39 protein-coding genes are annotated in these 24,035 nt (G+C 40.6%); all 39 read right to left on the bottom strand.

Features of this window, described 5'->3' with window-relative positions:
• Positions 1-306: 306 nt before the first annotated feature.
• The 39 genes from rpsI to MLE14_RS18760 all read right to left on the bottom strand — a co-directional run bounded on the left by rpsI (position 307) and on the right by MLE14_RS18760 (position 23,669).
• Entirely contained in the window at positions 307-699 is a 393-nt protein-coding gene (rpsI, locus tag MLE14_RS18950) for a 30S ribosomal protein S9 (protein ID WP_243300014.1), read from the bottom strand.
• A gap of 24 nt (positions 700-723) precedes the next feature.
• Positions 724-1,161: a 50S ribosomal protein L13 gene (gene rplM / locus MLE14_RS18945; protein WP_243300013.1), complete on the bottom strand. Its 438-nt coding sequence runs from the start codon at positions 1,159-1,161 to the stop codon at positions 724-726.
• 499 nt (positions 1,162-1,660) lie between these two features.
• Complete coding sequence (gene truA, locus MLE14_RS18940; RefSeq protein WP_243300012.1) at positions 1,661-2,398, bottom strand: tRNA pseudouridine(38-40) synthase TruA; 738 nt, start codon at positions 2,396-2,398, stop codon at positions 1,661-1,663.
• A gap of 11 nt (positions 2,399-2,409) precedes the next feature.
• The gene (locus MLE14_RS18935) at positions 2,410-3,207 is read right to left on the bottom strand and encodes an energy-coupling factor transporter transmembrane component T family protein (protein ID WP_243300011.1); all 798 of its coding nucleotides are present in this window, start codon (positions 3,205-3,207) and stop codon (positions 2,410-2,412) included.
• Positions 3,200-4,072: an energy-coupling factor ABC transporter ATP-binding protein gene (locus tag MLE14_RS18930; protein ID WP_243300010.1), complete on the bottom strand. Its 873-nt coding sequence runs from the start codon at positions 4,070-4,072 to the stop codon at positions 3,200-3,202. The genes MLE14_RS18935 and MLE14_RS18930 overlap by 8 nt, the downstream gene beginning before the upstream one ends.
• On the bottom strand, positions 4,048-4,884 hold the full coding sequence (locus tag MLE14_RS18925) for an energy-coupling factor ABC transporter ATP-binding protein (RefSeq protein ID WP_243300009.1): 837 nt from the start codon (positions 4,882-4,884) through the stop codon (positions 4,048-4,050). Before MLE14_RS18925 ends, MLE14_RS18930 begins: the two co-directional genes overlap by 25 nt.
• 253 nt (positions 4,885-5,137) lie before the next feature.
• Positions 5,138-5,500 carry a 50S ribosomal protein L17 gene (gene rplQ, locus MLE14_RS18920; protein WP_243300008.1) on the bottom strand — a complete coding sequence of 121 codons (363 nt, stop codon included), beginning with the start codon at positions 5,498-5,500 and terminating at the stop codon, positions 5,138-5,140.
• Positions 5,501-5,546: 46 nt separating this feature from the next.
• Complete coding sequence (locus MLE14_RS18915; RefSeq protein WP_243300007.1) at positions 5,547-6,491, bottom strand: DNA-directed RNA polymerase subunit alpha; 945 nt, start codon at positions 6,489-6,491, stop codon at positions 5,547-5,549.
• Between the two features lie 188 nt (positions 6,492-6,679).
• Entirely contained in the window at positions 6,680-7,069 is a 390-nt protein-coding gene (gene rpsK / locus MLE14_RS18910; protein WP_243300006.1) for a 30S ribosomal protein S11, read from the bottom strand.
• A gap of 24 nt (positions 7,070-7,093) precedes the next feature.
• On the bottom strand, positions 7,094-7,459 hold the full coding sequence (gene rpsM / locus MLE14_RS18905) for a 30S ribosomal protein S13 (RefSeq protein ID WP_243300005.1): 366 nt from the start codon (positions 7,457-7,459) through the stop codon (positions 7,094-7,096).
• Positions 7,460-7,479: 20 nt separating this feature from the next.
• On the bottom strand, positions 7,480-7,593 hold the full coding sequence (rpmJ, locus tag MLE14_RS18900; protein WP_000868344.1) for a 50S ribosomal protein L36: 114 nt from the start codon (positions 7,591-7,593) through the stop codon (positions 7,480-7,482).
• Positions 7,594-7,626: 33 nt separating this feature from the next.
• On the bottom strand, positions 7,627-7,845 hold the full coding sequence (infA, locus tag MLE14_RS18895; protein WP_003354757.1) for a translation initiation factor IF-1: 219 nt from the start codon (positions 7,843-7,845) through the stop codon (positions 7,627-7,629).
• Positions 7,846-7,976: 131 nt separating this feature from the next.
• Positions 7,977-8,723, bottom strand: a complete 747-nt coding sequence (map, locus tag MLE14_RS18890) for a type I methionyl aminopeptidase (RefSeq protein WP_243300004.1) — start codon at positions 8,721-8,723, stop codon at positions 7,977-7,979.
• Entirely contained in the window at positions 8,720-9,373 is a 654-nt protein-coding gene (locus MLE14_RS18885) for an adenylate kinase (RefSeq protein WP_243300003.1), read from the bottom strand. Before MLE14_RS18885 ends, map begins: the two co-directional genes overlap by 4 nt.
• A gap of 112 nt (positions 9,374-9,485) precedes the next feature.
• Complete coding sequence (gene secY, locus MLE14_RS18880) at positions 9,486-10,778, bottom strand: preprotein translocase subunit SecY (RefSeq protein ID WP_243300002.1); 1,293 nt, start codon at positions 10,776-10,778, stop codon at positions 9,486-9,488.
• The gene (rplO, locus tag MLE14_RS18875; RefSeq protein WP_243300001.1) at positions 10,778-11,218 is read right to left on the bottom strand and encodes a 50S ribosomal protein L15; all 441 of its coding nucleotides are present in this window, start codon (positions 11,216-11,218) and stop codon (positions 10,778-10,780) included. Before rplO ends, secY begins: the two co-directional genes overlap by 1 nt.
• 30 nt (positions 11,219-11,248) lie before the next feature.
• Positions 11,249-11,431: a 50S ribosomal protein L30 gene (gene rpmD / locus MLE14_RS18870; protein ID WP_097160687.1), complete on the bottom strand. Its 183-nt coding sequence runs from the start codon at positions 11,429-11,431 to the stop codon at positions 11,249-11,251.
• A gap of 14 nt (positions 11,432-11,445) precedes the next feature.
• Entirely contained in the window at positions 11,446-11,946 is a 501-nt protein-coding gene (rpsE, locus tag MLE14_RS18865; protein WP_243300000.1) for a 30S ribosomal protein S5, read from the bottom strand.
• A 22-nt stretch (positions 11,947-11,968) separates the two neighbouring features.
• The gene (gene rplR, locus MLE14_RS18860; protein WP_243299999.1) at positions 11,969-12,331 is read right to left on the bottom strand and encodes a 50S ribosomal protein L18; all 363 of its coding nucleotides are present in this window, start codon (positions 12,329-12,331) and stop codon (positions 11,969-11,971) included.
• 33 nt (positions 12,332-12,364) lie between these two features.
• The gene (gene rplF / locus MLE14_RS18855; protein ID WP_243299998.1) at positions 12,365-12,901 is read right to left on the bottom strand and encodes a 50S ribosomal protein L6; all 537 of its coding nucleotides are present in this window, start codon (positions 12,899-12,901) and stop codon (positions 12,365-12,367) included.
• Between the two features lie 31 nt (positions 12,902-12,932).
• Positions 12,933-13,331: a 30S ribosomal protein S8 gene (rpsH, locus tag MLE14_RS18850; protein ID WP_243299997.1), complete on the bottom strand. Its 399-nt coding sequence runs from the start codon at positions 13,329-13,331 to the stop codon at positions 12,933-12,935.
• A gap of 34 nt (positions 13,332-13,365) precedes the next feature.
• Complete coding sequence (locus MLE14_RS18845; RefSeq protein ID WP_097160692.1) at positions 13,366-13,551, bottom strand: type Z 30S ribosomal protein S14; 186 nt, start codon at positions 13,549-13,551, stop codon at positions 13,366-13,368.
• A 26-nt stretch (positions 13,552-13,577) separates the two neighbouring features.
• On the bottom strand, positions 13,578-14,117 hold the full coding sequence (gene rplE, locus MLE14_RS18840; RefSeq protein WP_243299996.1) for a 50S ribosomal protein L5: 540 nt from the start codon (positions 14,115-14,117) through the stop codon (positions 13,578-13,580).
• A 31-nt stretch (positions 14,118-14,148) separates the two neighbouring features.
• Positions 14,149-14,457, bottom strand: a complete 309-nt coding sequence (rplX, locus tag MLE14_RS18835) for a 50S ribosomal protein L24 (RefSeq protein ID WP_243299995.1) — start codon at positions 14,455-14,457, stop codon at positions 14,149-14,151.
• A 36-nt stretch (positions 14,458-14,493) separates the two neighbouring features.
• On the bottom strand, positions 14,494-14,862 hold the full coding sequence (rplN, locus tag MLE14_RS18830) for a 50S ribosomal protein L14 (protein WP_097160695.1): 369 nt from the start codon (positions 14,860-14,862) through the stop codon (positions 14,494-14,496).
• Positions 14,863-14,904: 42 nt separating this feature from the next.
• Positions 14,905-15,168 (bottom strand): 30S ribosomal protein S17, encoded by a 264-nt coding sequence (rpsQ, locus tag MLE14_RS18825; RefSeq protein ID WP_243299994.1) that lies wholly within the window; start codon positions 15,166-15,168, stop codon positions 14,905-14,907.
• A 24-nt stretch (positions 15,169-15,192) separates the two neighbouring features.
• Complete coding sequence (gene rpmC, locus MLE14_RS18820) at positions 15,193-15,396, bottom strand: 50S ribosomal protein L29 (RefSeq protein ID WP_097160697.1); 204 nt, start codon at positions 15,394-15,396, stop codon at positions 15,193-15,195.
• Positions 15,386-15,820, bottom strand: coding sequence for a 50S ribosomal protein L16 (rplP, locus tag MLE14_RS18815; RefSeq protein ID WP_243299993.1), 435 nt, complete (start codon positions 15,818-15,820; stop codon positions 15,386-15,388). Before rplP ends, rpmC begins: the two co-directional genes overlap by 11 nt.
• A 1-nt stretch (position 15,821) precedes the next feature.
• Positions 15,822-16,478, bottom strand: coding sequence for a 30S ribosomal protein S3 (rpsC, locus tag MLE14_RS18810; protein WP_243299992.1), 657 nt, complete (start codon positions 16,476-16,478; stop codon positions 15,822-15,824).
• Between the two features lie 3 nt (positions 16,479-16,481).
• Positions 16,482-16,823, bottom strand: a complete 342-nt coding sequence (rplV, locus tag MLE14_RS18805) for a 50S ribosomal protein L22 (RefSeq protein ID WP_243299991.1) — start codon at positions 16,821-16,823, stop codon at positions 16,482-16,484.
• Between the two features lie 20 nt (positions 16,824-16,843).
• Positions 16,844-17,122, bottom strand: coding sequence for a 30S ribosomal protein S19 (rpsS, locus tag MLE14_RS18800; protein ID WP_243299990.1), 279 nt, complete (start codon positions 17,120-17,122; stop codon positions 16,844-16,846).
• 60 nt (positions 17,123-17,182) lie between these two features.
• On the bottom strand, positions 17,183-18,013 hold the full coding sequence (gene rplB, locus MLE14_RS18795) for a 50S ribosomal protein L2 (RefSeq protein WP_243299989.1): 831 nt from the start codon (positions 18,011-18,013) through the stop codon (positions 17,183-17,185).
• Between the two features lie 36 nt (positions 18,014-18,049).
• Positions 18,050-18,337 (bottom strand): 50S ribosomal protein L23, encoded by a 288-nt coding sequence (gene rplW, locus MLE14_RS18790; RefSeq protein ID WP_243300015.1) that lies wholly within the window; start codon positions 18,335-18,337, stop codon positions 18,050-18,052.
• Positions 18,334-18,957, bottom strand: coding sequence for a 50S ribosomal protein L4 (rplD, locus tag MLE14_RS18785; protein WP_243299988.1), 624 nt, complete (start codon positions 18,955-18,957; stop codon positions 18,334-18,336). Before rplD ends, rplW begins: the two co-directional genes overlap by 4 nt.
• Positions 18,958-18,983: 26 nt before the next feature.
• Positions 18,984-19,613 (bottom strand): 50S ribosomal protein L3, encoded by a 630-nt coding sequence (gene rplC, locus MLE14_RS18780; RefSeq protein WP_243299987.1) that lies wholly within the window; start codon positions 19,611-19,613, stop codon positions 18,984-18,986.
• A gap of 36 nt (positions 19,614-19,649) precedes the next feature.
• Positions 19,650-19,958 (bottom strand): 30S ribosomal protein S10, encoded by a 309-nt coding sequence (gene rpsJ / locus MLE14_RS18775; protein WP_013858078.1) that lies wholly within the window; start codon positions 19,956-19,958, stop codon positions 19,650-19,652.
• Positions 19,959-20,271: 313 nt separating this feature from the next.
• Positions 20,272-21,522: a hypothetical protein gene (locus MLE14_RS18770; protein WP_243299986.1), complete on the bottom strand. Its 1,251-nt coding sequence runs from the start codon at positions 21,520-21,522 to the stop codon at positions 20,272-20,274.
• Positions 21,515-22,732 (bottom strand): DUF58 domain-containing protein, encoded by a 1,218-nt coding sequence (locus MLE14_RS18765; RefSeq protein ID WP_243299985.1) that lies wholly within the window; start codon positions 22,730-22,732, stop codon positions 21,515-21,517. Before MLE14_RS18765 ends, MLE14_RS18770 begins: the two co-directional genes overlap by 8 nt.
• A 1-nt stretch (position 22,733) precedes the next feature.
• Positions 22,734-23,669 (bottom strand): AAA family ATPase, encoded by a 936-nt coding sequence (locus MLE14_RS18760; protein WP_243299984.1) that lies wholly within the window; start codon positions 23,667-23,669, stop codon positions 22,734-22,736.
• Positions 23,670-24,035 lie beyond the last annotated feature (366 nt).

The following is a 24,035-nucleotide window of genomic DNA, read 5'->3' as shown; positions in this document are numbered from 1 at the left end:
CCAAATCCCGAGTGCCGCATCTTATTGCTTTCTCAACTGTTTCTTTTATGTCTTCACGGTATGACTCCGAAAAAAGATCTGAGTGCATCTTCCAATAACCATCAAAATGATCTTTTAATATACGTTTGATAATTCCGCTGTTAGCCTGACTCATATGACATCTCCATTAATATATATATACGAACATTTTACAGAACAGTTATCCACACGTCTAGAATTTTATAATTTCCTAAACGAAAATAAAAGGCCCATTTGGGAACCTCTTGAAAAGTCCAAATGGGCCAAACCCTTGATATATATGGGTTATTAACGCTTTGAGAATTGTGGCGCGCGACGAGCACCTTTAAGACCGTATTTTTTACGTTCTTTCATACGTGGGTCACGAGTTAATAGTCCTGCACGCTTAAGTGGTCCGCGAAATTCAGGATCAGCTTGCAGTAACGCACGAGCGATTCCGTGACGGATAGCTCCCGCTTGTCCTGTATAACCTCCACCTGAAACGTTTACTAACACATCGTAGCTACCAAGAGTTTCAGTAACATTAAGAGGTTGTTTCACCACTTCACGAAGTGCTGCGAATGGAATATAGTCTTCAACGTCACGACCGTTTACCACAACTTTTCCTTCGCCTGGTACTAGACGTACGCGAGCAACAGAACTTTTGCGACGGCCTGTTCCGTAATATTGTACTTGTGCCATGTTGAGTAGTCCCTCCTTCTGAGATTATCCGCGAAGTTCGTAAACTTCTGGTTTTTGAGCTTGGTGTGGATGTTCGCTTCCAGCATAAACGTGAAGCTTTTTAAACATTTGGCGTCCAAGAGAAGTCTTTGGAAGCATTCCTTTAATAGCAAGCTCTAACATTTGTACAGGATAGTTTGTACGCATTTCTAATGCAGTTCTTGTTTTTAGTCCGCCTGGGTGCATACTGTGACGGTAGTAAATCTTGTCAGTTAGCTTTTTCCCAGTTAATTCGATTTTAGATGCGTTGACGATAATAACGTGATCGCCTGTATCAACATGTGGAGTATAAGTTGGTTTGTTTTTTCCGCGTAAGATTGCAGCCACTTCGCTAGCTAAGCGACCAAGTGTCTTGCCTTCCGCGTCAACAACGTACCATTTACGTTCCACTTCATTTGCTTTCGCCATGTAAGTTGTACGCATGAATGATCCTCCTAATTTCAGTTTCATGTCTAATTGTTTTCATTAAACGTAACAAATCTATTCAATCACGATAGAGTTCCGGGGCTTTATCGCGGAATAATCATATACCTTAATATGATATAGGTCTGGCGGCTCAATGTCAAGGAGAAAATGTAAAAAATGTGGAAGGTTTCCCCCTGATTATTTATTTAAATCTCTACTTTTACAGGGTGAATTCAGACAAATTAATCCGCGGGCTCAACCTGGATTTGTCTTATTCTCTACTTTGCGGACATACAATCCGTTATTTTCACAAAAATGCCCGTTTTAGTCAATGATAGGACATACGGTCCGCTATTCGCTTTGAATCATTCAAAAAACACATATATGTACCTCAATAAAGGCACCAGTATCCGCTAATTCTCAAAATCGGCGATTTTGTACAGAAACGGAACCAATGCCCTTTAGCCTATCAGCTATGATTTCTTTGTATGACCTGCAAAACGAAAGATAGAACAAACTAATACTCTACTCTCCACAAATATAATCCATGCCCAGGTGCGGTTTTCCCTGCCAGTCTGCGGTCTTTCCCTTCTAACAGCTGATGCATGGAATCAGGCTCCCGTTTCCCGATTCCAACCTCCAACAATGTCCCTACTAATATCCTCACCATATTGTATAAAAATCCATTTCCGATAAATTGAAAGATGACTTCATCTTCTATTTCGATAACTTCAATTGTATAGATCGTTCGGATTCGGTCCTCTACCTCCGATTTGGCTGAAGAAAAGCTAGAAAAGTCATGGGTGCCTAAAAGATGAGCAGCTGCTTTTCTCATTTTCTCTATATCTAACGGGTATGGATAGTGATATTCAAAGTTTCGCTTAAACAGGTCTGGCAGCGGTCCGCGGTTCAATTTATAGCGATATTCTTTCCGGACTGCATCAAATCTTGCATGAAAATCATTCGCAACCCATTCGGCTTCCCTTACTAAGATATCGTCAGGCAGCAAGCTATTTAACGCTCTGCTCCATTTTTCTGGCGGAATACTTAAATCCGTATCAAAATGAACAACCTGCCCGACAGCATGTACAAAACGGTCTGTCCTGCCTGAAGCTGTCACTTTCACAGTCTTGCCTTTATGAATCTGCTCGAGTACCTTTTCAAGCTCAGATTGAACGGTTCGTTCGTTTGGCTGCACCTGATATCCATTAAAATTTGTTCCGTCATATGAGATGGTAAGTTTGATCCGTTGCATCTTAACCCCCTTTATGAACGTAAAAACCACAAAATGGCCGTTAAACCAGCAAAGATCATCATTAGGACATGATCTCTAGTTTCCCACTTTAATTCACGATACTTCGTTCTGCCTTCTCCACCCTTATATCCTCTTGCCTCCATAGCTAAAGCCAGTTCTTCCGCTCTTTTAAAAGAGCTAACAAATAACGGAATAAGAAGTGGAACAATGGCCTTTACCCGTTCTTTAATCGGACCAGAAGAAAACTCCACGCCTCTTGCAGTTTGCGCCTTCATGATTTTCTCTGTTTCTTCCATTAACGTTGGAATAAAGCGAAGTGAGATCGACATCATTAATGCCAGTTCATGTACCGGCATTTTCACTTTTTTTAATGGATTTAATAAGCTCTCTAACCCATCCGTCAGCGTAATCGGAGATGTGGTTAGCGTTAATAAAGATGTAATCAGAATTAAATAAATAAAACGAAGTGAGATAAAAATCCCCTGTCTGATCCCTTCTTCATAAATCTTAATCCAGCCCCACTCAACAACGAGATCTCCTTCTTTTGTAAAAAAGAGATGCAATAGAAATGTAAAGAGAATAATAATCAGTATTGGCTTTAATCCGTTCAATAAAAATTTATAAGGTACATTTGATATAACTACGGTTCCTATTGTAAAAAGGAAAAGAATTACATTCGTTGTTACATTATTGGCTAAAAATACGATTAAAATAAATCCAAACACAAAAACAATTTTTGATCGGGCATCTAGCCTATGCAGGGGTGAATCAACCGGAATATAGCGGCCAAGAATAATCTTATCAGTCATGCAAAGCCCCCTCCTTTACATACTGTGCAATTTGGAAAGCCAATTCCTCCATGTTCATGGATGGCGTCGGAAAGGTAATACCTAATTTCTTTTCTACCATTAAACGGAACTTCACAACTTCTGGTACATCTAGTCCCAATTCGATCAGCTCTTCAGGCGATGCAAAAATTTCTGCTGGCGTCCCTTTTCTCATTACCGTTCCTTTTCGCATGACTATAATCTGATCTGCAAATTGTGAGGCATCCTCCATGCTATGTGTAACCAGGATAGTTGAGAGATTTCGTTCATCATGAAGTTTCTTAAACATTTCCATGATCTCTTTGCGACCCCGCGGATCTAATCCAGCTGTCGGTTCGTCAAGGACGATTACATCTGGCTCCATCGCCAATACCCCGGCAATGGCCACTCTCCTCATTTGTCCGCCAGAAAGGTCAAATGGAGATTTATCAAGGATTTCTTCAGTTAATCCAACCTGTTTGATTGCACGAATAGCCCGTCCCTTTGCCTCTTCTTCAGATATCCCATAATTCATTGGTCCAAAACATACATCTTTTAACACGGTTTCATCGAACAGCTGATGTTCTGGGAATTGAAAAACGATCCCTACCTTTTGGCGGATCGGCTTTAAATTGCTCTCTTTTACACCTGCTTCAATCACACGGTCTCCTATTTTCACTTTCCCTTTTGTCGGTTTTAAAAGCGCATTTAAATGCTGCAATACTGTGGATTTCCCTGAGCCCGTGTGACCAATGATCGCCATAAACGTTCCAGAAGGAATTTCAATATTAATATCATGGATCGCTAATCTTTCAAATGGAGTCCCCGGTTGGTATTTGTATTCTACTTCTTCGAGAATAATGTCCATAATTCATTCACCAACTCTCCTGCAGATAGAGACCCTTGACTGATTGGAAGTCCCTGTTCCTTTAATGCTTTTCTCATTTTGACTGAAAATGGAATATCTAACCCGAGTTCCACCAATTCTTCGTGTAATTGAAAAATCTCGTTGGGTGTACCCTCTCTGTATATTTCACCCTGATTTAACACGATAACCCGATCGGCTTTAGCTGCTTCTTCGAGATCATGCGTAATCGATATCACGGTTATATCCTGTTTCTCCTTTAATTGCCGCACCGTTTCTAATACCTCTTCCCGGCCTCTTGGGTCAAGCATGGATGTCGCTTCATCTAAAATCATTAATTTAGGCTGCAACGCTAAAACCCCAGCAATCGCCACCCTTTGTTTTTGGCCTCCGGAAAGATGATGGGGTTCTACTTTTAAAAATTCATCCATATTTACTTGTCTGAGTGCGTACAGCACTCTTTGTTTCATTTCATCACGCGGAAAACCGTTATTCTCTAATGTAAAAGCCACATCATCTTCAACCGTAGCCCCTACAAATTGGTTATCTGGGTTTTGAAAGACCATGCCAATTCTCTTTCTTATGTCCCATACTGTATCTTCAGATAATGGAAGACCATCAATTATGATCTGTCCCTCTTTGAAAACTTGAAGACCCATTAAAAGTTTTGCAAACGTAGATTTCCCTGAACCATTATGTCCGACTAAGGCCAACCATTCGCCTTCAAAAACTTGTAGGGAAATATTCTTTAAAGCATAAGCAGATTGGGAATTATATTGAAAGAAAAGGTTTTGTACAGTAACGAGCTCTTTCATCTCACTCTCTCCTCTAATCTAGTCTAGTCTCTGCTCTTCTTACTTGGGGGGCTTCTGAAGGATTAATAGATGGGGTAATGAAGAGAATGGGCGGAGGCAGACATGGGGTGTCTGCCTCAGGAGCTAGACGAATGCTTTCAAAACCGCTTCATCATAGCGCTCCAGTTTACACCTTACTCCGTAGTGGAGATTAAGACAAAAAAGGGCTAGGACCAAACCATTATTAGCTGTCCCGCCCTTTCTAGTCCGATTATTAAACTAACTCAATAATAACCATTGGCGCTCCATCACCACGACGAGGTCCAAGTTTCATGATACGAGTGTATCCGCCTTGACGCTCTTCGTAACGAGGTGCAATCTCACTAAATAGCTTTTGAATCGCGTCTTGACCGCTTTCTTCATTCGCTACTTCATGACGAATGTATGCAGCCGCTTGACGACGTGCGTGAAGATCTCCACGTTTGCCAAGTGTAATCATCTTTTCTACAACAGAACGTAATTCCTTCGCACGTGCTTCTGTTGTCTCGATGCGTTCACTAATGATTAAATCAGTCGCAAGATCGCGAAGTAATGCTTTGCGCTGATCACTTGTACGTCCTAGTTTTCTGTAAGACATATAGATTCCCTCCTTTTTGTAAAGGTCATGTTGTATGTCACTTTAATTAGTCGTCTTTTCTTAAACCTAAGCCTAAATCTTCTAGCTTAGCTTTTACTTCTTCAAGCGATTTACGTCCAAGGTTTCTGACTTTCATCATATCCTCTTCCGTTTTGTTTGCTAGCTCTTGAACCGTATTAATACCCGCACGTTTTAAACAGTTATACGAACGGACAGATAAGTCAAGTTCTTCAATCGTCATTTCAAGGACTTTTTCTTTTTGATCTTCTTCTTTTTCGACCATGATTTCTGCATTTTGTGCTTCATCTGTTAAGCCGACAAAGATATTTAGATGTTCCGTTAGAATCTTGGCACCTAAAGCAACAGCCTCATGTGGTGCGTTACTTCCATCAGTCCAAACATCTAACGTTAATTTATCATAATTGGTCATTTGACCAACACGTGTGTTCTCTACCTGATAAGATACACGAGCTACAGGTGTATAAATCGAATCAATCGGAATTACACCAATAGGTTGGTCTTCTCTTTTATTTTGTTCAGCCGTTGCATAACCGCGGCCTCTTTTCGCAAATAGGCGCATTCGAAGATGCCCTTTGCTGGAAAGAGTAGCAATATGAAGATCCGGGTTTAAGATTTCAACATCACTATCATGTGTTATGTCACCAGCTGTAACTGGACCTTCACCTTGCGCATCAATTTCTAATGTTTTTTCTTCATCAGAATATATTTTAAGCGCAAGCTTCTTGATATTTAGGATAATAGTCGTGACATCCTCAACGACACCTTCAATTGTTGAAAACTCATGGAGCACTCCATCAATCTGAATGGATGTGACGGCAGCACCTGGGAGTGAGGATAATAAGATACGGCGCAGGGAATTCCCTAGAGTTGTACCATATCCACGCTCGAGTGGTTCTACGACAAACTTCCCGTACTTAGCGTCATCGTTGATCTCAACCGTTTCAATTTTTGGTTTTTCAATCTCGATCATTCAACAATACCCTCCTTCAACGTCGAAAACCCGGTCAGAATACTTGTGTACCCCCAAGGATGTTCCCTAATAACTCCCTATAGGACATGTATTCGGAATTTGAGTATGAACAACGTATCTCTGTATAAAAGGCAAAAAATGCTATCATATCCCATTATAGACATGGATATGAAAGTTATACAGAAAAATTACACACGGCGACGTTTTGGCGGGCGGCATCCGTTATGTGGAACAGGTGTCACGTCTCTGATAGCAGTTACTTCTAGTCCAGCAGATTGTAATGCACGGATTGCAGCTTCACGTCCAGCACCAGGGCCTTTAACTGTAACCTCTAGAGATTTCATACCGTGTTCCATAGATCCTTTAGCAGCCGTTTCAGCAGCCATTTGCGCAGCAAATGGAGTAGATTTACGTGATCCCTTGAATCCTAACGCACCAGCGCTTGACCAAGCGACCGCATTACCGTGAACATCTGTGATTGTTACAATTGTATTGTTGAAAGTAGAACGAATGTGTGCAACACCTGATTCAATGTTCTTTTTCACACGACGTTTACGTGTATTTGTTTTACGTGCCATATCGATAGTAACCTCCTTTACTTATTATTTCTTCTTGTTCGCAACTGTTTTACGCGGTCCTTTACGAGTACGAGCATTGTTTTTCGTATTTTGTCCGCGAACAGGCAATCCGCGACGGTGACGTAATCCGCGGTAGCAGCCAATTTCCATTAGACGTTTAATGTTAAGAGAAACCTCACGGCGTAAGTCCCCTTCAACTTTTAGTCTATCAACGATTTCACGAATTTTATTTAGTTCGTCTTCAGTAAGATCACGAACACGTGTGTCTTCGGAAACGCCTGCTTCAGCTAAAATTCGTTTCGCTGTTGGTACACCGATTCCATAGATATATGTTAATGAAATGACAATACGCTTTTCACGAGGAATATCAACTCCTGCAATACGAGCCATTGATCAGCACCTCCTTAATATTATCCTTGTTTTTGCTTATGTTTAGGATTTTCACAAATCACCATTACTTTACCGCGTCTGCGAATAACTTTGCATTTTTCGCAAATAGGCTTAACTGATGGTCTTACCTTCACTTTTTTCAACCTCCCTAATATACGGAGTAAGGTTTATTTATAGCGGTATGTGATTCTACCGCGTGTAAGGTCATATGGCGACAATTCAACCGTTACTTTATCACCTGGCAGGATTCGGATAAAGTGCATACGAATCTTACCTGAAACATGCGCAAGTACCGTATGGCCATTCTCCAATTCCACCTTAAACATTGCGTTTGGCAAAGTTTCGGTTACAGTGCCTTCTACCTCAATTACATCATCTTTTGCCATCGAGATCATCTCCCTTCCATGGGCTTTCTCAAGTGTATCTATTTCAACGTAAAACGTATTTTACGATTTTACCAAACAGACTGCATTATACTCTTTTTCTCGTTAATGAGCAACAGCATAATGAATTTTATCTACGCTTTTGTTAAAATCTCAAAGCCAGATTCCGTAATGGCAATCGTATGCTCAAAGTGAGCGCACATTTTACCATCCACCGTCACGACTGTCCAATCATCAGAAAGGGTTTTTACATGTCGACTCCCAGCATTCACCATTGGTTCAACGCAAAAAACCATTCCTGGTTTTAGTTTCGGACCGATGTTAGGCGGACCAAAGTGAGGGACTTGTGGGTCTTCATGTAATTCTTGACCAATTCCGTGTCCGACATACTCACGAACGATGGAAAAACCGCATGTCTCAACATAAGTCTGAATTGCATGGGAGATGTTCGATAGTCTTACGCCGGGCTTTGCTTCGTTTAGACCCTTATATAAGGATTCTTCTGTCACCTCTAGCAACCTATGAGTTTCCTCACTTATTTGCCCAACCGGGTACGTCCAAGCTGAATCTGCATGATAGCCATTATATTTCGCACCAATATCGACAGAAATAATATCTCCATCATTCAATACTCGATCACCTGGTATACCGTGGACGAGCTCTTCGTTAACAGAAACACAAATGCTGCCACGAAAACCATTATAGCCCTTAAACGAAGGAATTGCACCTAACTTGCGAATAAAAGAGTCGGCAATTGTATCCAATTCCTTTGTTGTTATGCCAGGCTTAATATATTTTTTTGTTTCTTGAAGTGTCAAAGCAACAATTCGTCCAGCTTCCCTCATGATTTCTATTTCACGGGGTGTTTTAAGCTTAATCATGCATTCATGTCTCCTAGGAGCTTTTCGATCTCTTTAAAGACTACTTGTATATCTTGTTGTCCATTAATATTGCGCAAATACCCTTTTTCTTGATAGAAATCAAGTAATGGCTGCATCTGCTTCATATTAACCTCAAGACGATTTTGAACTGTTTCCGCATTGTCATCCGCTCGTTGATAAAGCTCTCCACCACAGCGGTCACAAACTCCCTGCTTCGCAGGAGGATTAAAGACTAAGTGATAAGTAGCTCCACAATCTTTACAAATTCTACGGCCTGTTAGACGCTCCATTAGTACACTTTTATCGACTTCAATATGAATGACATAATTAAGTCTTTTTTCCAAGTCATTTAAAAGCTGTTCTAGAGCTTCTGCTTGAGGAACTGTTCTAGGAAACCCATCAAGTAAAAATCCCTTTTTACAATCATCTTTGCTAAGGCGTTCTTTGACAATTCCAATCGTTACTTCGTCCGGAACCAGTTCTCCTTTATCCATAAAGGATTTCGCCTTTAAACCAAGATCTGTTTCTTCCTTAATTGCTGCTCGGAACATATCTCCAGTTGAGATATGAGGGATATCGTACTTTGCTACGATTTTTTCAGCTTGAGTCCCTTTCCCAGCACCAGGGAGACCCATTAGAACTAAATTCATGCCTATTTCCCCCTCAGTCTCAAAATTAAGGGTAATACCTAAAGGTTAAGCCCCTTCTATCGCAAAGAAGGGGAAACACTCTAGGAAGGTGAGCCCCTAACTTTTAAAGGATCTATTTGATAAAGCCTTTGTAATGGCGTTTTACAAGTTGCGCTTCTAATTGTTTCATTGTTTCTAAGGCTACCCCTACCACGATAATAATGCTCGTTCCGCCAATTTGTGCAGATGGCGGAAGGTTAGCAAACTCAATGAAGAAGAATGGCAAGATTGACACAACACTTAAGAACAATGCTCCGACAAATGTGAGACGGTATAAAACTTTTGTTAAATAAGCTTGTGTCTGCGCACCAGGTCTAATTCCAGGGATATATCCGCCTTGTTTCTTCAGGTTTTCTGAAACTTGTTCAGGATTTACTTGAATAAAGGCATAGAAATATGTGAAAGCAATGATAAGCGCTACATAAATGACCATACCAATTGGCTGTGTGTAATCAAAAATACGTTGTATCCAATTCGTTACTGCATTAGCTTCAAAAAACTGTGCAATTGTCGTTGGTGTAATCATAAAAGAAACCGCAAAGATAACAGGAATTACTCCCGCTGCATTTACTTTTAATGGAAGGTGTGTATTTTGACCGCCGCCCATTGGATTCTTCCCAGATACACGCTTTGCATATTGTACAGGAATTTTACGAAGAGCTTGTTGAATGTAAATGATACCTACAATGATCGCAATAACGGCTAATAACACTAGAGCAACTGTTACGATTCGGATAAACAATTGATCGCCAGCATCGGAAAATTGTTGTGTCATGTATTGACTGATAGTCGTTGGGATTGCAGCTACGATACCAGCAAAGATAAGAATGGAGATCCCATTTCCAACACCTTTGCTCGTAATTTGCTCACCAAGCCACAACAGAAATGCAGTACCAGCTGTCAGTACTAGTGCTATTAATAAATAAGTGCCGACACTTGGATTTTGAATGAGACCTCCTCCGGAGATCGCATTAAATCCGTAAGCCATACCAAATGCCTGGATAAAACCAAGTACGATAGTTCCATAACGGGTAACCTGGGCGAGCTTTCTGCGGCCCACGTCCCCTTGCTTAGACCACTCAGTAAACTTCGGCACAACGTCCATCTGTAGAAGCTGAACTATAATTGAAGCTGTAATGTAAGGCATAATTCCTGTCGCAAAGATAGAGAATTGTGCCAAAGCCCCTCCACCGAAGATATTGAGAAGCCCAAAAGCACTGTTTTCACCAAAATTTAATGCTTCCGGGTTCACCCCTGGTACAGGGATGAATGTCCCAATTCTAAAAACAAGAAGCATTAAGAGAGTGAATATAATTTTATTTCTTATGTCTTTTACACGCATGAAATTGGAGATTGTCCGAAACATTAGATCACCTCAGTTTGACCGCCTGCTGCTTCGATTTTCTCTTTAGCAGCGGAAGAAAACTTATGAGCCTTAACAGTCAGTTTCTTTTCAAGCTTACCGTCTGCTAGAATTTTAATTCCAGCTTTTTCGCTTTTCACTACACCTGTCTCGATTAATAGCTCAGGAGTTACTTCTGTACCTTCTTCAAAGCGGTTAAGAGCATCGAGGTTTACAATTGCATATTCTTTACGATTGATATTTGTAAATCCACGTTTAGGCAGACGTTGGAATAGAGGAGTTTGACCACCTTCAAATCCAAGTCTAACACCGCCGCCAGAACGTGCTTTTTGACCTTTATGTCCTTTACCAGCCGTTTTCCCGTTACCAGAACCGATTCCGCGTCCTACACGGTTACGTTCTTTACGGGAACCTGGTGCAGGCTTCAATTCATGTAGCTTCATTATTGGCACCTCCTTGTTCTATGGAAATAATTATTGTTCCTTCACAGTTACAAGGTGTGAAACTTTGTTAATCATTCCGCGAATTGCTGCATTATCTTCATGAACAACCGTTTGGTGCAGCTTCTTAAGTCCCAAAGTTTTAACGGTAACTCGTTGATCTTCAGGACGACCAATTAGGCTGCGTGTAAGGGTGATTTCTAGTTTTTTTGCCATTGGTTTTCCCCCCCTTATCCTAACAGTTCTTCAACTGATTTTCCACGTAGTTTAGCAACGTCTTCAGCACGTTTTAACTGTTTTAATCCTTCAACTGTAGCACGCACCATGTTAATTGGTGTGTTTGTTCCAAGCGACTTAGATAAGATATCAGATACACCTGCTAATTCAAGTACCGCACGAACAGGTCCACCTGCAATAACTCCAGTACCTTCAGAAGCTGGCTTTAACAAAATTTCACCCGCACCGTAGTGGCCTACAACTTCGTGAGGAATTGTAGTTCCTACCATTGGTACAGAAATTAGATTTTTCTTCGCATCTTCAATTGCTTTACGAATCGCATCTGGTACCTCTTGCGCTTTACCAGTTCCGAAACCGACGTGACCATTTTTATCTCCAACTACTACAAGTGCAGAGAAACGGAAACGACGTCCACCTTTAACAACCTTCGCAACACGATTAACCGTAACAACACGTTCTTCTAGCTCTAGTTTATTGGCATCAATGCGACGCATTCATTTGTCCCTCCTTTGTCTATTAAAATTCTAGACCGTTCTCACGAGCTGCATCTGCTAATGCTTTGATACGCCCGTGGTATAAATAACCGCCGCGGTCGAAAACAACTTCTTTAAAGCCCTTTTCAACTGCTCTTTTCGCGATTAATTCACCAACTTTAGCTGCAGCTTCAATGTTACCAGTGCTTTCAACTCCAAAATCTTTTTCAGCAGATGAAGCACTTGCGATTGTTACACCATTCACATCATCGATAAGCTGAACATAAATATATTTGTTTGAGCGAAATACGTTTAGACGTGGACGCTCTGGTGTTCCAGTAAGTTTCGAGCGAACACGAGCGTGTCTTTTCTTACGGACAGCGTTCTTACTAGTCTTTGTGATCACGTAAGCTCACTCCTTTCTGTTACCTATGCGGCATTATTTACCTGTTTTACCTTCTTTACGGCGTACATGCTCACCTTCATAACGAATTCCTTTACCTTTATAAGGTTCTGGCGGACGAACGTCACGAATGTTAGCAGCTAGAGCACCAACACGCTCTTTATTGAAACCTTTAACGATAATTTTCGTAGCAGAAGGAACTTCGATTTCAATTCCTTTTTCTGGTTCGATCTCAACTGGATGAGAGTAGCCAACATTAAGAACAAGCTTATTCCCTTGCTTAGAAGCACGGTATCCGACACCAATTAGCTCTAAGCCTCTTTCAAATCCTTTAGATACACCTTCCACCATATTTGCGAGTAACGCACGAGTAGTTCCGTGCAATGTACGGTGTTCTTGTGAATCAGAAGGACGAGATACGTTAATCACGTTGTCTTCTAGCTCAATTTTTATGCTTGGGTTAAATGTACGAGTTAATTCACCTTTAGGTCCCTTAACCGTTACAGTGTTGTTGTCAAGAGTGACGGTAACACCTGATGGTACCTCAATAGGTTTTTTACCTACACGAGACATGCTTTGCACCTCCATTCACAAATCTGTTGTATTACCAAACGTAAGCAAGGACTTCGCCGCCCACTTGCTTAGCACGTGCTTCTTTATCTGTAAGTACACCTTGAGATGTAGATACGATTGCAATACCAAGTCCATTAAGAACGCGTGGAACCTCATCCGCCTTTGCGTATACGCGCAGACCAGGTTTACTGATTCTCTTAAGGCCAGTTATAACACGTTCGTTATTTGCACCGTATTTTAAGAAAATACGAAGAACACCTTGTTTGTTATCTTCGATATGTTCTACATCACGTACGAAACCTTCACGCTTTAGAATTTCAGCGACTTCTTTTTTAAGTTTTGAAGCCGGAACTTCAAGAACCTCGTGACGTACCATATTCGCATTACGAATACGAGTTAGCATATCTGCAATTGGATCTGTCATGACCATTGTGTAATGACCTCCTTCCCACGTTCCTTAGATTTTACCAGCTGGCTTTTTTAACGCCAGGAATTTGACCTTTGTATGCAAGTTCACGGAAGCAAATACGGCAAAGTTTAAATTTGCGGTATACAGAATGTGGACGTCCGCAACGTTCACAACGTGTATATTCGCGAACTTTATACTTTTGCGTGCGTTGTTGCTTCGCAATCATTGATTTTTTAGCCACGTTTTCGCCTCCCTTTTATTTAGCGACTACTTTTGGAATGGCATTCCAAACTGAGTTAATAGTTCACGTGATTCTTCATCAGTTTTTGCAGTTGTAACAATTACGATGTCCATACCACGTACTTTACTCACTTTATCGTAATCGATCTCAGGGAAGATAAGCTGTTCACGAATTCCCAATGTGTAGTTTCCTCTGCCATCGAATGCCTTCTTAGAGACACCGCGGAAGTCACGTACACGTGGAAGAGAAACTGAAATTAACTTATCTAGGAATTCGTACATACGCTCACCGCGAAGTGTCACCTTCGCACCGATTGGCATACCCTCACGAAGACGGAAACCAGCGATAGATTTCTTCGCTCTTGTTACAACCGGCTTTTGACCAGTGATGATTTCTAGCTCTTCAACTGCGTTATCAAGTGCTTTTGCATTTTGAACAGCGTCACCAACACCCATGTTGACAACGATTTTTTCAATTTTAGGCACTTGCATAATGGATTTATAGTTAAACTTACTCATAAGAGAAGGTGTAATTTCTTTTACGTATTTTTCTTTTAGGCGGTTCATTCTCTTATACCTCCCTTCATGTTCGACTTAATCAGTCTAATTTTTCACCAGATTTTTTTGCGATTCGTACTTTTTTGCCATCTACTTCCTTATATCCAACACGAGTTGGCTGACCTGTTTTTGGATCGATTGGCATTACATTAGAAACATGAATAGCTGCTTCACGACTGATAATTCCCCCTTGCGGATTATCTTGTGAAGGTTTCGCATGTTTTTTCACGATGTTAACGCCTTCGACCACTACACGATCGTTTTTCGGAAACGCTGCAAGAATGACACCAGTTTTACCCTTGTCCTTGCCAGAGATGACCATTACCTTGTCACCTTTTTTTACATGCATCGTATTTCGCACCTCCTTAAAGGCCTCTCACAAATCTTATAGTACTTCTGGAGCTAAAGAAACAATTTTCATGAAGTTGTTATCACGAAGTTCACGAGCAACCGGTCCGAAAATACGTGTTCCACGTGGACTTTTATCGTCACGAATAATTACACATGCGTTCTCATCAAACTTGATGTAAGAACCATCGGAACGACGAGCTCCGCTTTTTGTACGGACAATAACAGCTTTTACAACGTCACCTTTTTTAACAACGCCTCCTGGTGTTGCTTGTTTGACTGTACATACAATAACATCACCAATATTAGCTGTTTTTCTGCCAGATCCACCCAACACTTTGATGGTTAGAACTTCACGTGCACCTGAGTTATCAGCAACTTTTAAACGTGTTTCTTGTTGAATCATGCGTCGTACCTCCCTTCGGATTTGCTGTGATCCGAATCATCATTAAATAATAACTGCTTTTTCTACAACTTCAACTAAACGGAAACGCTTTGTAGCAGACAATGGGCGAGTTTCCATGATACGAACGATATCGCCTACTTTTGCTTCATTGTGCTCGTCATGAGCTTTAAATTTCTTAGAATATTTCACGCGCTTACCGTATAGAGGATGTTTTTTATGTGTTTCCACTAATACTGTCACCGTTTTATCCATTTTATCGGAAACAACACGGCCAGTATATACTTTACGTTGGTTACGTTCACTCATTCTTTACGGAAACCTCCTCTCGGGCTATTTGTTAGTTAAGCCGATCTCTCTTTCACGAATTACAGTTTTCATACGAGCGATGGACTTACGAACCTCACGAATGCGAGCAGTGTTTTCTAATTGTCCTGTCGCAAGTTGGAAGCGAAGGTTGAATAATTCTTCTTTAAGAGATTTCACTTTTTGTTCAATTTCGGCAGTGGTTAATTCACGAATTTCATTAGCCTTCATTTGATTCACCACCAATTTCTTCTCGTTTTACAAACTTACACTTAACAGGAAGTTTGTGAGACGCTAAACGAAGTGCTTCACGAGCGATTTCTTCAGATACGCCTGCAACTTCAAACATAATCTTTCCAGGTTTTACAACAGCCACCCATCCTTCTGGAGCCCCTTTACCGGAACCCATCCGAACTTCTAGAGGTTTTGCAGTGTATGGCTTGTGAGGGAAGATTTTGATCCAAACCTTACCACCACGTTTCATGTAACGTGTCATCGCAATACGTGCAGCCTCAATTTGGCGGTTTGTAATCCATGAAGCTTCTAATGCTTGTAAACCGTATTCACCAAAGCTAACTTCAGTGCCACCTTTTGCATTTCCACGCATTTTTCCACGGTGTTCACGGCGATACTTTACGCGTTTTGGCAGTAACATATTAGTTACCTCCTTCCTCAGATTTCTTCTTCGTAGGAAGGACTTCTCCACGATAAATCCATACTTTCACGCCAAGCTTACCGTAAGTTGTATCAGCTTCAGCGGTAGCATAGTCAATGTCAGCGCGAAGAGTATGAAGAGGAACAGTTCCTTCGCTGTAATGTTCAGCACGAGCAATATCAGCTCCGCCTAAACGACCAGATACTTGTGTTTTAATTCCTTGTGCACCAGCGCGCATAGCACGTTGAATCGCTTGTTTTTGTGCACGGCGGAAAGAAACACGGTTCTCAAGCTGACGAGCAATGTTCTCAGCAACAAGCTTCGCGTCTAAATCAGCTTTTTTGATTTCCATGATGTTAATGTGTACACGCTTGCCTGTTAATTGGCTAAGAGCCTTACGAAGTGCTTCCACTTCAGTACCACCTTTACCGATTACCATACCAGGCTTAGCCGTGTGAATTGTAATATTAATGCGGTTAGCCGCACGCTCAATTTCTACTTTCGCTACGGATGCATCACTTAAACGTTTTGTGATGTATTCACGTACTTTAATGTCTTCGTGCAGAAGGTCTGCATAGTCTTTGCCAGCATACCATTTTGATTCCCAGTCACGAATGACTCCAATACGCAGACCGATCGGATGTACTTTTTGACCCACGAATTATCCCTCCTTCTTTTCTGATACAACGATCGTGATATGACTCGTACGTTTGTTGATTGCGCTAGCACGTCCCATTGCGCGTGGACGGAAACGTTTTAAGGTTGGACCTTCATCAACGAACGCTTGAGAAACCACAAGATTATTTACGTCCATTTCATAGTTATGCTCAGCATTTGCAACTGCGGAATTTAACACCTTTTCAATAACAGGAGAAGCTGCTTTAGGTGTGTGACGCAGAATTGCAATAGCTTCACCGACTTGCTTTCCTCGGATTAAATCTACTACTAAGCGCACTTTACGAGGAGCAATTCTTACTGTTCTAGCAACAGCTTTTGCTTGCATCTTTTTGCCCTCCTCTCGGGTTAACGTCTTGTTTTCTTATCGTCATTTGCATGGCCTTTATACGTACGGGTTGGTGCAAACTCTCCAAGTTTATGTCCGACCATATCTTCCGTAATATAAACTGGAACATGTTTGCGTCCATCGTATACAGCAATTGTATGACCGATAAAGCTTGGGAAGATTGTTGAGCGACGTGACCAAGTTTTAATAACTTGCTTTTTGTCAGCTTCATTTAATTGCTCAACCTTTTTCATTAAATGCTCATCTGCAAAAGGTCCTTTTTTCAAGCTACGACCCATTTTTGTGCCTCCCTTCGTGACTCTACTACGGCTCTTAACCTGAACCGTAGTACAATCCCGTTATTTTTTACGACGACGAACGATGAATTTATCAGATTTGTTCTTTTTCTTACGAGTTTTCGCACCAAGAGTTGGTTTACCCCATGGTGTCATTGGAGATTTACGTCCGATAGGCGCTCTACCTTCACCACCACCGTGCGGGTGATCATTAGGGTTCATTACAGAACCGCGAACTGTAGGGCGTTTGCCTAACCAACGAGAACGTCCTGCTTTACCAATGTTAATTAATTCATGTTGTTCGTTGCCAACTTGACCGATAGATGCACGGCACTCTGCAAGGATCATGCGAACCTCACCAGATGTTAAACGAACAAGAACATATTTGCCTTCTTTACCAAGAACTTGAGCAGAAGTACCTGCAGAACGAACAAGCTGACCGCCTTTTCCAGGCTTTAACTCAATGTTGTGAATAACTGTACCCATTGGGATGTTTCCTAAAGGAAGAGCGTTACCCACTTTGATGTCAGCGTCTGGACCAGACATAACTTCCATTCCGACTTCTAGATTTTTAGGTGCTAAAATGTAGCGTTTTTCACCGTCTACATAGTTAATGAGTGCAATATTCGCTGAGCGGTTTGGATCATACTCGATTGTAGCAACGCGTCCTGGTATACCATCTTTATCACGTTTGAAATCGATGATACGATATTGGCGCTTATGTCCACCGCCCTGATGGCGAACTGTTAACTTACCTTGATTGTTGCGGCCAGCTTTTTTGCTTAATGGAGCAAGCAAAGACTTTTCTGGTTTGCTTGTCGTGATTTCTGCGAAATCAGAAACTGTCATACCGCGACGACCATTAGAGGTAGGTTTGTATTTTTTAATCGCCATTGTGTTCCCTCCTCTTCTTATTTAAGTAAGAATCTTTTATGCTTCAAAGATTTCAATCTCTTTGCTATCAGCAGTTAAAGTAACAATCGCTTTACGACGTTTGTTTGTGTAGCCAGTATAACGGCCCATGCGCTTGAATTTTCCTTTGTAGTTCATGATGTTCACTTTCTCAACTTTCACACCAAAGATTTCTTCAACCGCATCTTTAACTTGAGTTTTGTTTGCTCTTACATCAACTTCGAAAGTATATTTCTTGTCAGCCATAATATCTGCTGAACGTTCAGTAATAACGGGGCGCTTAATGACGTCACGAGCTTCCATTATCCAAGCACCTCCTCTACTTTTTCAACAGCTGCTTTTGTAATGATTAATTGATCATGATTAAGGACATCAAGAACATTAATGCCATTTGCATCCACAACTGTAATTCCAGGAATGTTGCGTGCAGATAGTGCCACGTTTTCATCGAACACATCTGTTACAACAAGCGCTTTGCGGTTTACAGATAAACCTTTAAGCACATTTACAAATTCTTTTGTTTTTGGTTGTTCAAAGCTTAAAGACTCAAGAACAAGAATGTTATCACCTTGAACTTTAGAAGATAAAGCTGATTTAATTGCTAAACGACGTACTTTCTTTGGCAGTTTGTAGCTGTAGCTGCGTGGAACTGGACCAAATACAGTACCGCCGCCACGCCATTGTGGAGAACGGATAGAACCTTGACGAGCACGTCCTGTCCCTTTTTGACGCCATGGCTTACGTCCACCGCCAGCCACTTCTGAACGATTTTTTACTTTATGAGTTCCTTGTCTTAAAGAAGCTCTTTGCATCATAACCGCTTCAAATAATACGTGATTGTTTGGTTGGATTCCGAATACAGCATCGCTTAATTCAATTTCTCCAACTTGAGAACCACTTTGGTTGTATAGGGTTACTTTTGGCATTCCCTTTTCCTCCTTTCCTAGATGAATTATTTCGCTTTAACGGCAGATTCGATTTTAATTAATGATTTTTTCGCACCTGGCACATTACCTTTAATAAGTAAAAGATTACGCTCTGCATCAACTTTTACGACTTGTAGGTTTTGAACCGTTACTTGGTCTCCGCCCATGCGTCCAGGAAGAGCTTTTCCTTTGAATACACGGTTAGGAGCTACAGGACCCATTGATCCAGGACGACGATGGTAACGAGAACCGTGAGCCATTGGTCCACGAGATTGTCCATGGCGTTTGATATTACCTTGGAAACCTTTCCCTTTAGAAATTCCTGTTACATCTACTACATCGCCTTCTGCGAAAATATCAACCTTGACTTCCTGACCAACTTCGTAATCTCCAAGATTTATATCACGGATTTCACGCACGTAGCGCTTAGGTGCAGTATTTGCCTTTTCAGCGTGTCCTTTTTCAGGTTTGTTCGCAAGCTTTTCGCGTTTGTCTTCAAAACCAAGTTGAATCGCTTCATATCCATCGGTATCAACTGTTTTCTTTTGAAGAACAACGTTTGGAGCCGCCTCAATCACAGTTACTGGAATAAGATCGCCATTTTCAGCAAAAATCTGCGTCATGCCAATTTTTCTTCCTAAGATTCCTTTGGTCATTCGTCACACCTCCTATTTATTTATCCTAAAATTTCATTAAAGTTTAATTTCAATGTCTACGCCTGATGGCAGATCTAGTCTCATAAGTGAATCAACTGTTTGTGGAGTTGGGTTCACAATATCAATAAGACGTTTGTGAGTACGCATTTCAAATTGCTCACGAGAATCTTTATACTTGTGAACAGCTCTTAAAATTGTGTACACACTCTTTTCAGTTGGAAGCGGGATTGGACCCGATACATTCGCACCTGAACGTTTTGCTGTTTCTACAATCTTTTCAGCTGATTGATCTAGGATTCTGTGATCATAAGCTTTTAAACGAATACGAATTTTTTGTTTTGCCATTATTTTCCCTCCTTTATCGCCTATTTTCGTAATAGACATTCTCCGCGGAAATATCCTGACGACACTCGCCATGGCAAAGCGGCCGGGTGTGTCAGCAACCTTCCACATCATCGCATTTGAAAGCCAACATTTAATATTATACAGAAATCAAGCCTACGAAGCAATACTAATGTATAAATAATTAAATTTGGCGCACTTTTACTATTATATAGAGTCGACCCTCTTATTTCAAGGAGTCGCGGAGATAAATTAAACGTGTAATGATTTCCAATGAGAGCGTGTCATCTTTCAGTCTGCTTATAGCCGGTTTGGATTACGGATAGCCTGATTTCTTATACTTTACTGTCCTTTTTCTCCCTTTTACTGCTTGTTTTAATTGATCTCGGATTGTTTGGGTATATCCTGCAAACCAGTGAACATCCTCTTCTGACATTTTCTTTTCCCCGTATCGGCATTCATTATAAATAGTTATATATCTTTCAGTTTCTTCATTATTAATTTCGATTCTTTCAAACCACTCGGCTAAACTTTCGTGCCATTCTCTATGTATGCCTTTTTTTACAGCATATTTTTCAAGATTCCAAACTTGTTTTCTTATCATTTGGCCGGGTTCATTTGAAAAATTCCATTTCTTAAATATTGAAAATGAACCTTCTAGCGAACCATAAGCAATCTCTACAGCCTCATCTCTTCTCTGGTTAATGGCTTGTATTAGTTTCCCTTTTGATACCAGCATCAGAAATACAATAAAAGCAATTACAAGAAGGAGGATTAAAATAATTTCTGAAAATCCCTCAGCCGATGCTTCACCTGCTCCCAATTCTGTTGATTGCATTTCTTGCTCTGAAACCTGAGGCTTCATCGTTTCCGGTAGCGAACCATTTTCTAGATCTAAATTAAATAGCCAATTTAACACAGGATAAAAAATCCAGGTCAATAACCACATAGGTGCAATAATGATCATCACCATTACTTGCCTGAGGAATGGTGAAAGTACGGGTGTAAAAAATGAAACAACCCCAATCGCAAGAAATGCAAGCACCACCCAATAAACAAAGGTGATTCTATGCTTTGAATCGAGTTTTGACTCGAGCCACCCGTTTACTAATCTTTGCAGAAAAAATAGAAGCAGAAAAACCAGATATAAGATAAAAATAGCTTCGGGCCGTTGATAATCAATAATCTGTGCGTAAACAAATAATGCAATTGAGAGAAGCGTGACCAGGAACAATTTCGTTCCATTTTGAGTGGTGACCCCATCTTCCGAATACATAAATGCCTTTCTGAGCAAGTAGAGAAAAGTTGCAATAATTAAATAAATGGAAAACGAAAAAAGAAGCCCCAAACCAAAACTTAGGATCGCTATCATTCCTACTAACATAGTTTTATTGGGCATACGCTCAAAAATAAAGCTAAACGCCACGCCGGTAACAAGAGCAATTATCAGTAACGGACCAATAGGCGGCAGACTATTAGCAGAAAAATAAAATGGAAACAGAATGAGTATGGCAGCCAGACTATCGGAGGTGGTTTTCAATATATATTGAATATAGCGATTAGCCATTTATTGGAGCCTCCCTTTCTAATGAATTAAATTGAAAAGGAATGAGCTGTTCATTCTTGGAACAGAGCTGAAATAAATGAACACCTTTTTGAGCAGCCCTTTTAAAAACCGCTATATGCCTTTCACCAGCTGTACCGAAGTGTATCCAGTTCATAATCTCCGTGCCTTGGTTTTGAAGCAAATACACCTGTACTTTTTCATATGGAGTCGTTACCATTTGGTAATCAATCAATGCTAGTGCTTCTAAAACCTTAAATAGATGATCTCTCCCAGTCCCTTTCGGAATAAAAAGAAAGGGAACTGGACCGAATGTTCGAAGGTTAACCGCGATTCCATAGGCGATTTGATGCTCATAAAAGAGTCTAGCCAGATAAGCCATTTTTTCGATTACCTCGTCCAAACTTGAAGTAATCGAATAAAACTCATGAATGTTAAAACTAAGCAGAACGCTATGTTCAGAAGTTTTTTCATACATTTTTGACTGAAGGACTTGCTTTCTTGCGGAGGCTTTCCAGTTGATTCTTTTAAAACTGTCACCTATTTCATAGTCCCTCGTTCCAATCGGACTTAGCAAATCTTCAAATAAAGAATGTAATTGAACATTTGCCCCTTCTTTTAAGGTAGAAAAGCTTAAATCATTTGTTATCTTTCTCGATACAGGGAAAATAACCGCATCCCTTTTTACTATTTGCTTTAGGTTTAAAGTAACTTCTCCCAATCCAAAAGGATGAGGAATTACTATATCGATCTTTTTGATTCTCGCTAGACCCCTTTTCGTCGCAGTGAATGGAAGTTTGATTTTCATCGTTTGGTTTCTAGCAATTGAAAAAGGCAACTCGATTTCCAAGAGAGTTTTACCGTATCTGACCCTTTGAAGCTTCATTTCTTCATCCATAATCGGATCGACAATCGGATCGAGTTGAAGTCTGACTGTAGCAGAAAGAATCGGAAGGCCTTGGTTTACAAACTCTAGCTCAAAAGTACCGGTATCTTCTTTATAAAAATACTGTCTTTCCTTCTTATTTATAAATACCAACCCTGCCCCCGAGTATTTAAGATACAGAGACTGGCCAATCAAAATGAGCATAACCGCAACAGAAATGATTAGCCCAGTAGCGGTTTGAAAATAGATGGAGAAGAGTGCAAAGAAAAAAAAGACGGTCACAATACTCTTGGCATACTGATCTTCTGATTGAACCCGGTTCCACATCTTATAAAACACCTGCTTCAACAGGAACCGCGATCTTTGCCAAAATACTGTCTAATACGTGTTTCGCCGAACTTGTCATATATGCTTCAGGTGACAATAAAATGCGGTGAGCCAGAACAGGAAATATAGACTTTTTGACATCCTCCGGTGTTACATAATCTCTCCCATCTAAAAAGGCAAAACCTTGCGCTGCCCGGAAAAATGCAAGAGTCCCCCGCGGACTAACCCCTAGCTCAATCGAAGGGTTGTCTCGGGTTTCTGTTACAATTTCTAATATATAATTTTCGATTGCCTCAGAAATCTTAATTTGCCTTAATTGTGTTCTTAACTCTTTTAATTCCGCGGGCTGAAATACTGGATCAATCTCTTTAATCGGCTCATCCCGTAAATGTTTCTTAATAATAATCTTTTCTGCACCGAAATTCGGGTAACCCATTTCAATCTTAATGAAAAAGCGGTCAAGCTGAGCTGTCGGCAAATTAAAAGTTCCTTGCTGGGATTCTACAGGGTTTTGTGTGGCGATTACCATAAATGGGGAAGGCAGCAAGTGCGTTTCACCATCAATCGTAACCTGCCTTTCTTCCATGACCTCCAGTAAGCTCGATTGTGTTTTTGGTGTAGCTCGGTTGATTTCATCTGCAAGCAAAATATTCGTCATGACTGGTCCATAATGATGCTGGAACTCTTGTGTTTTTGGATTAAAGAATCGAATGCCTGTGATGTCACTCGGCAACACATCTGGAGTAAATTGAACCCGTTTAAAATCACTATTAATGGATTTAGCAAATGTCTTGGCGAGCATTGTTTTGCCTGTCCCCGGTACACTCTCAAGTAAAACATGTCCTTCATTTAATAATGCTATTAATAACAAATCAATCGTATCATTTTGTCCAACTATAACTTTCTCTATATTCTTTTTAATCTCTGATAATGTCATCTAAATCCCCCCGATATGTTATGCTTTTACGTATGGATCCTGGAAATGGTTTCATTAATCTGAAAAATCTATACTCATGATCAAGTAGATTGGTTTTTTTATAATGCGAACATTCATAGCCTTTCAGTTTACAAAATAAATGGAAGAAAATTAGATTTCCCGCGATCAAACCCATTTCGTGCGGATATCGTAAATTTTGCTTGGACTTATAAAAAAAGCCATCGCTAGTAAGCGATGGCTCAGACTGTAGACAAACTCGATAATATCGAGTTTGCCTACAGTCTTTTTTGATTTACAATATTTATAATGAGATATCTAGAGGTGATGGATTATGATGACGAGAAACAATAATATTGAAAGAGACCA

This window comes from Bacillus litorisediminis (assembly GCF_022808645.1).
GTDB classification, from domain to species: Bacteria; Bacillota; Bacilli; order Bacillales; family JC228; genus Bacillus_BF; species Bacillus_BF litorisediminis.
Note: the sequence above shows the minus strand (reverse complement) of the source record. Positions and strands in the feature narration are given on the sequence as shown.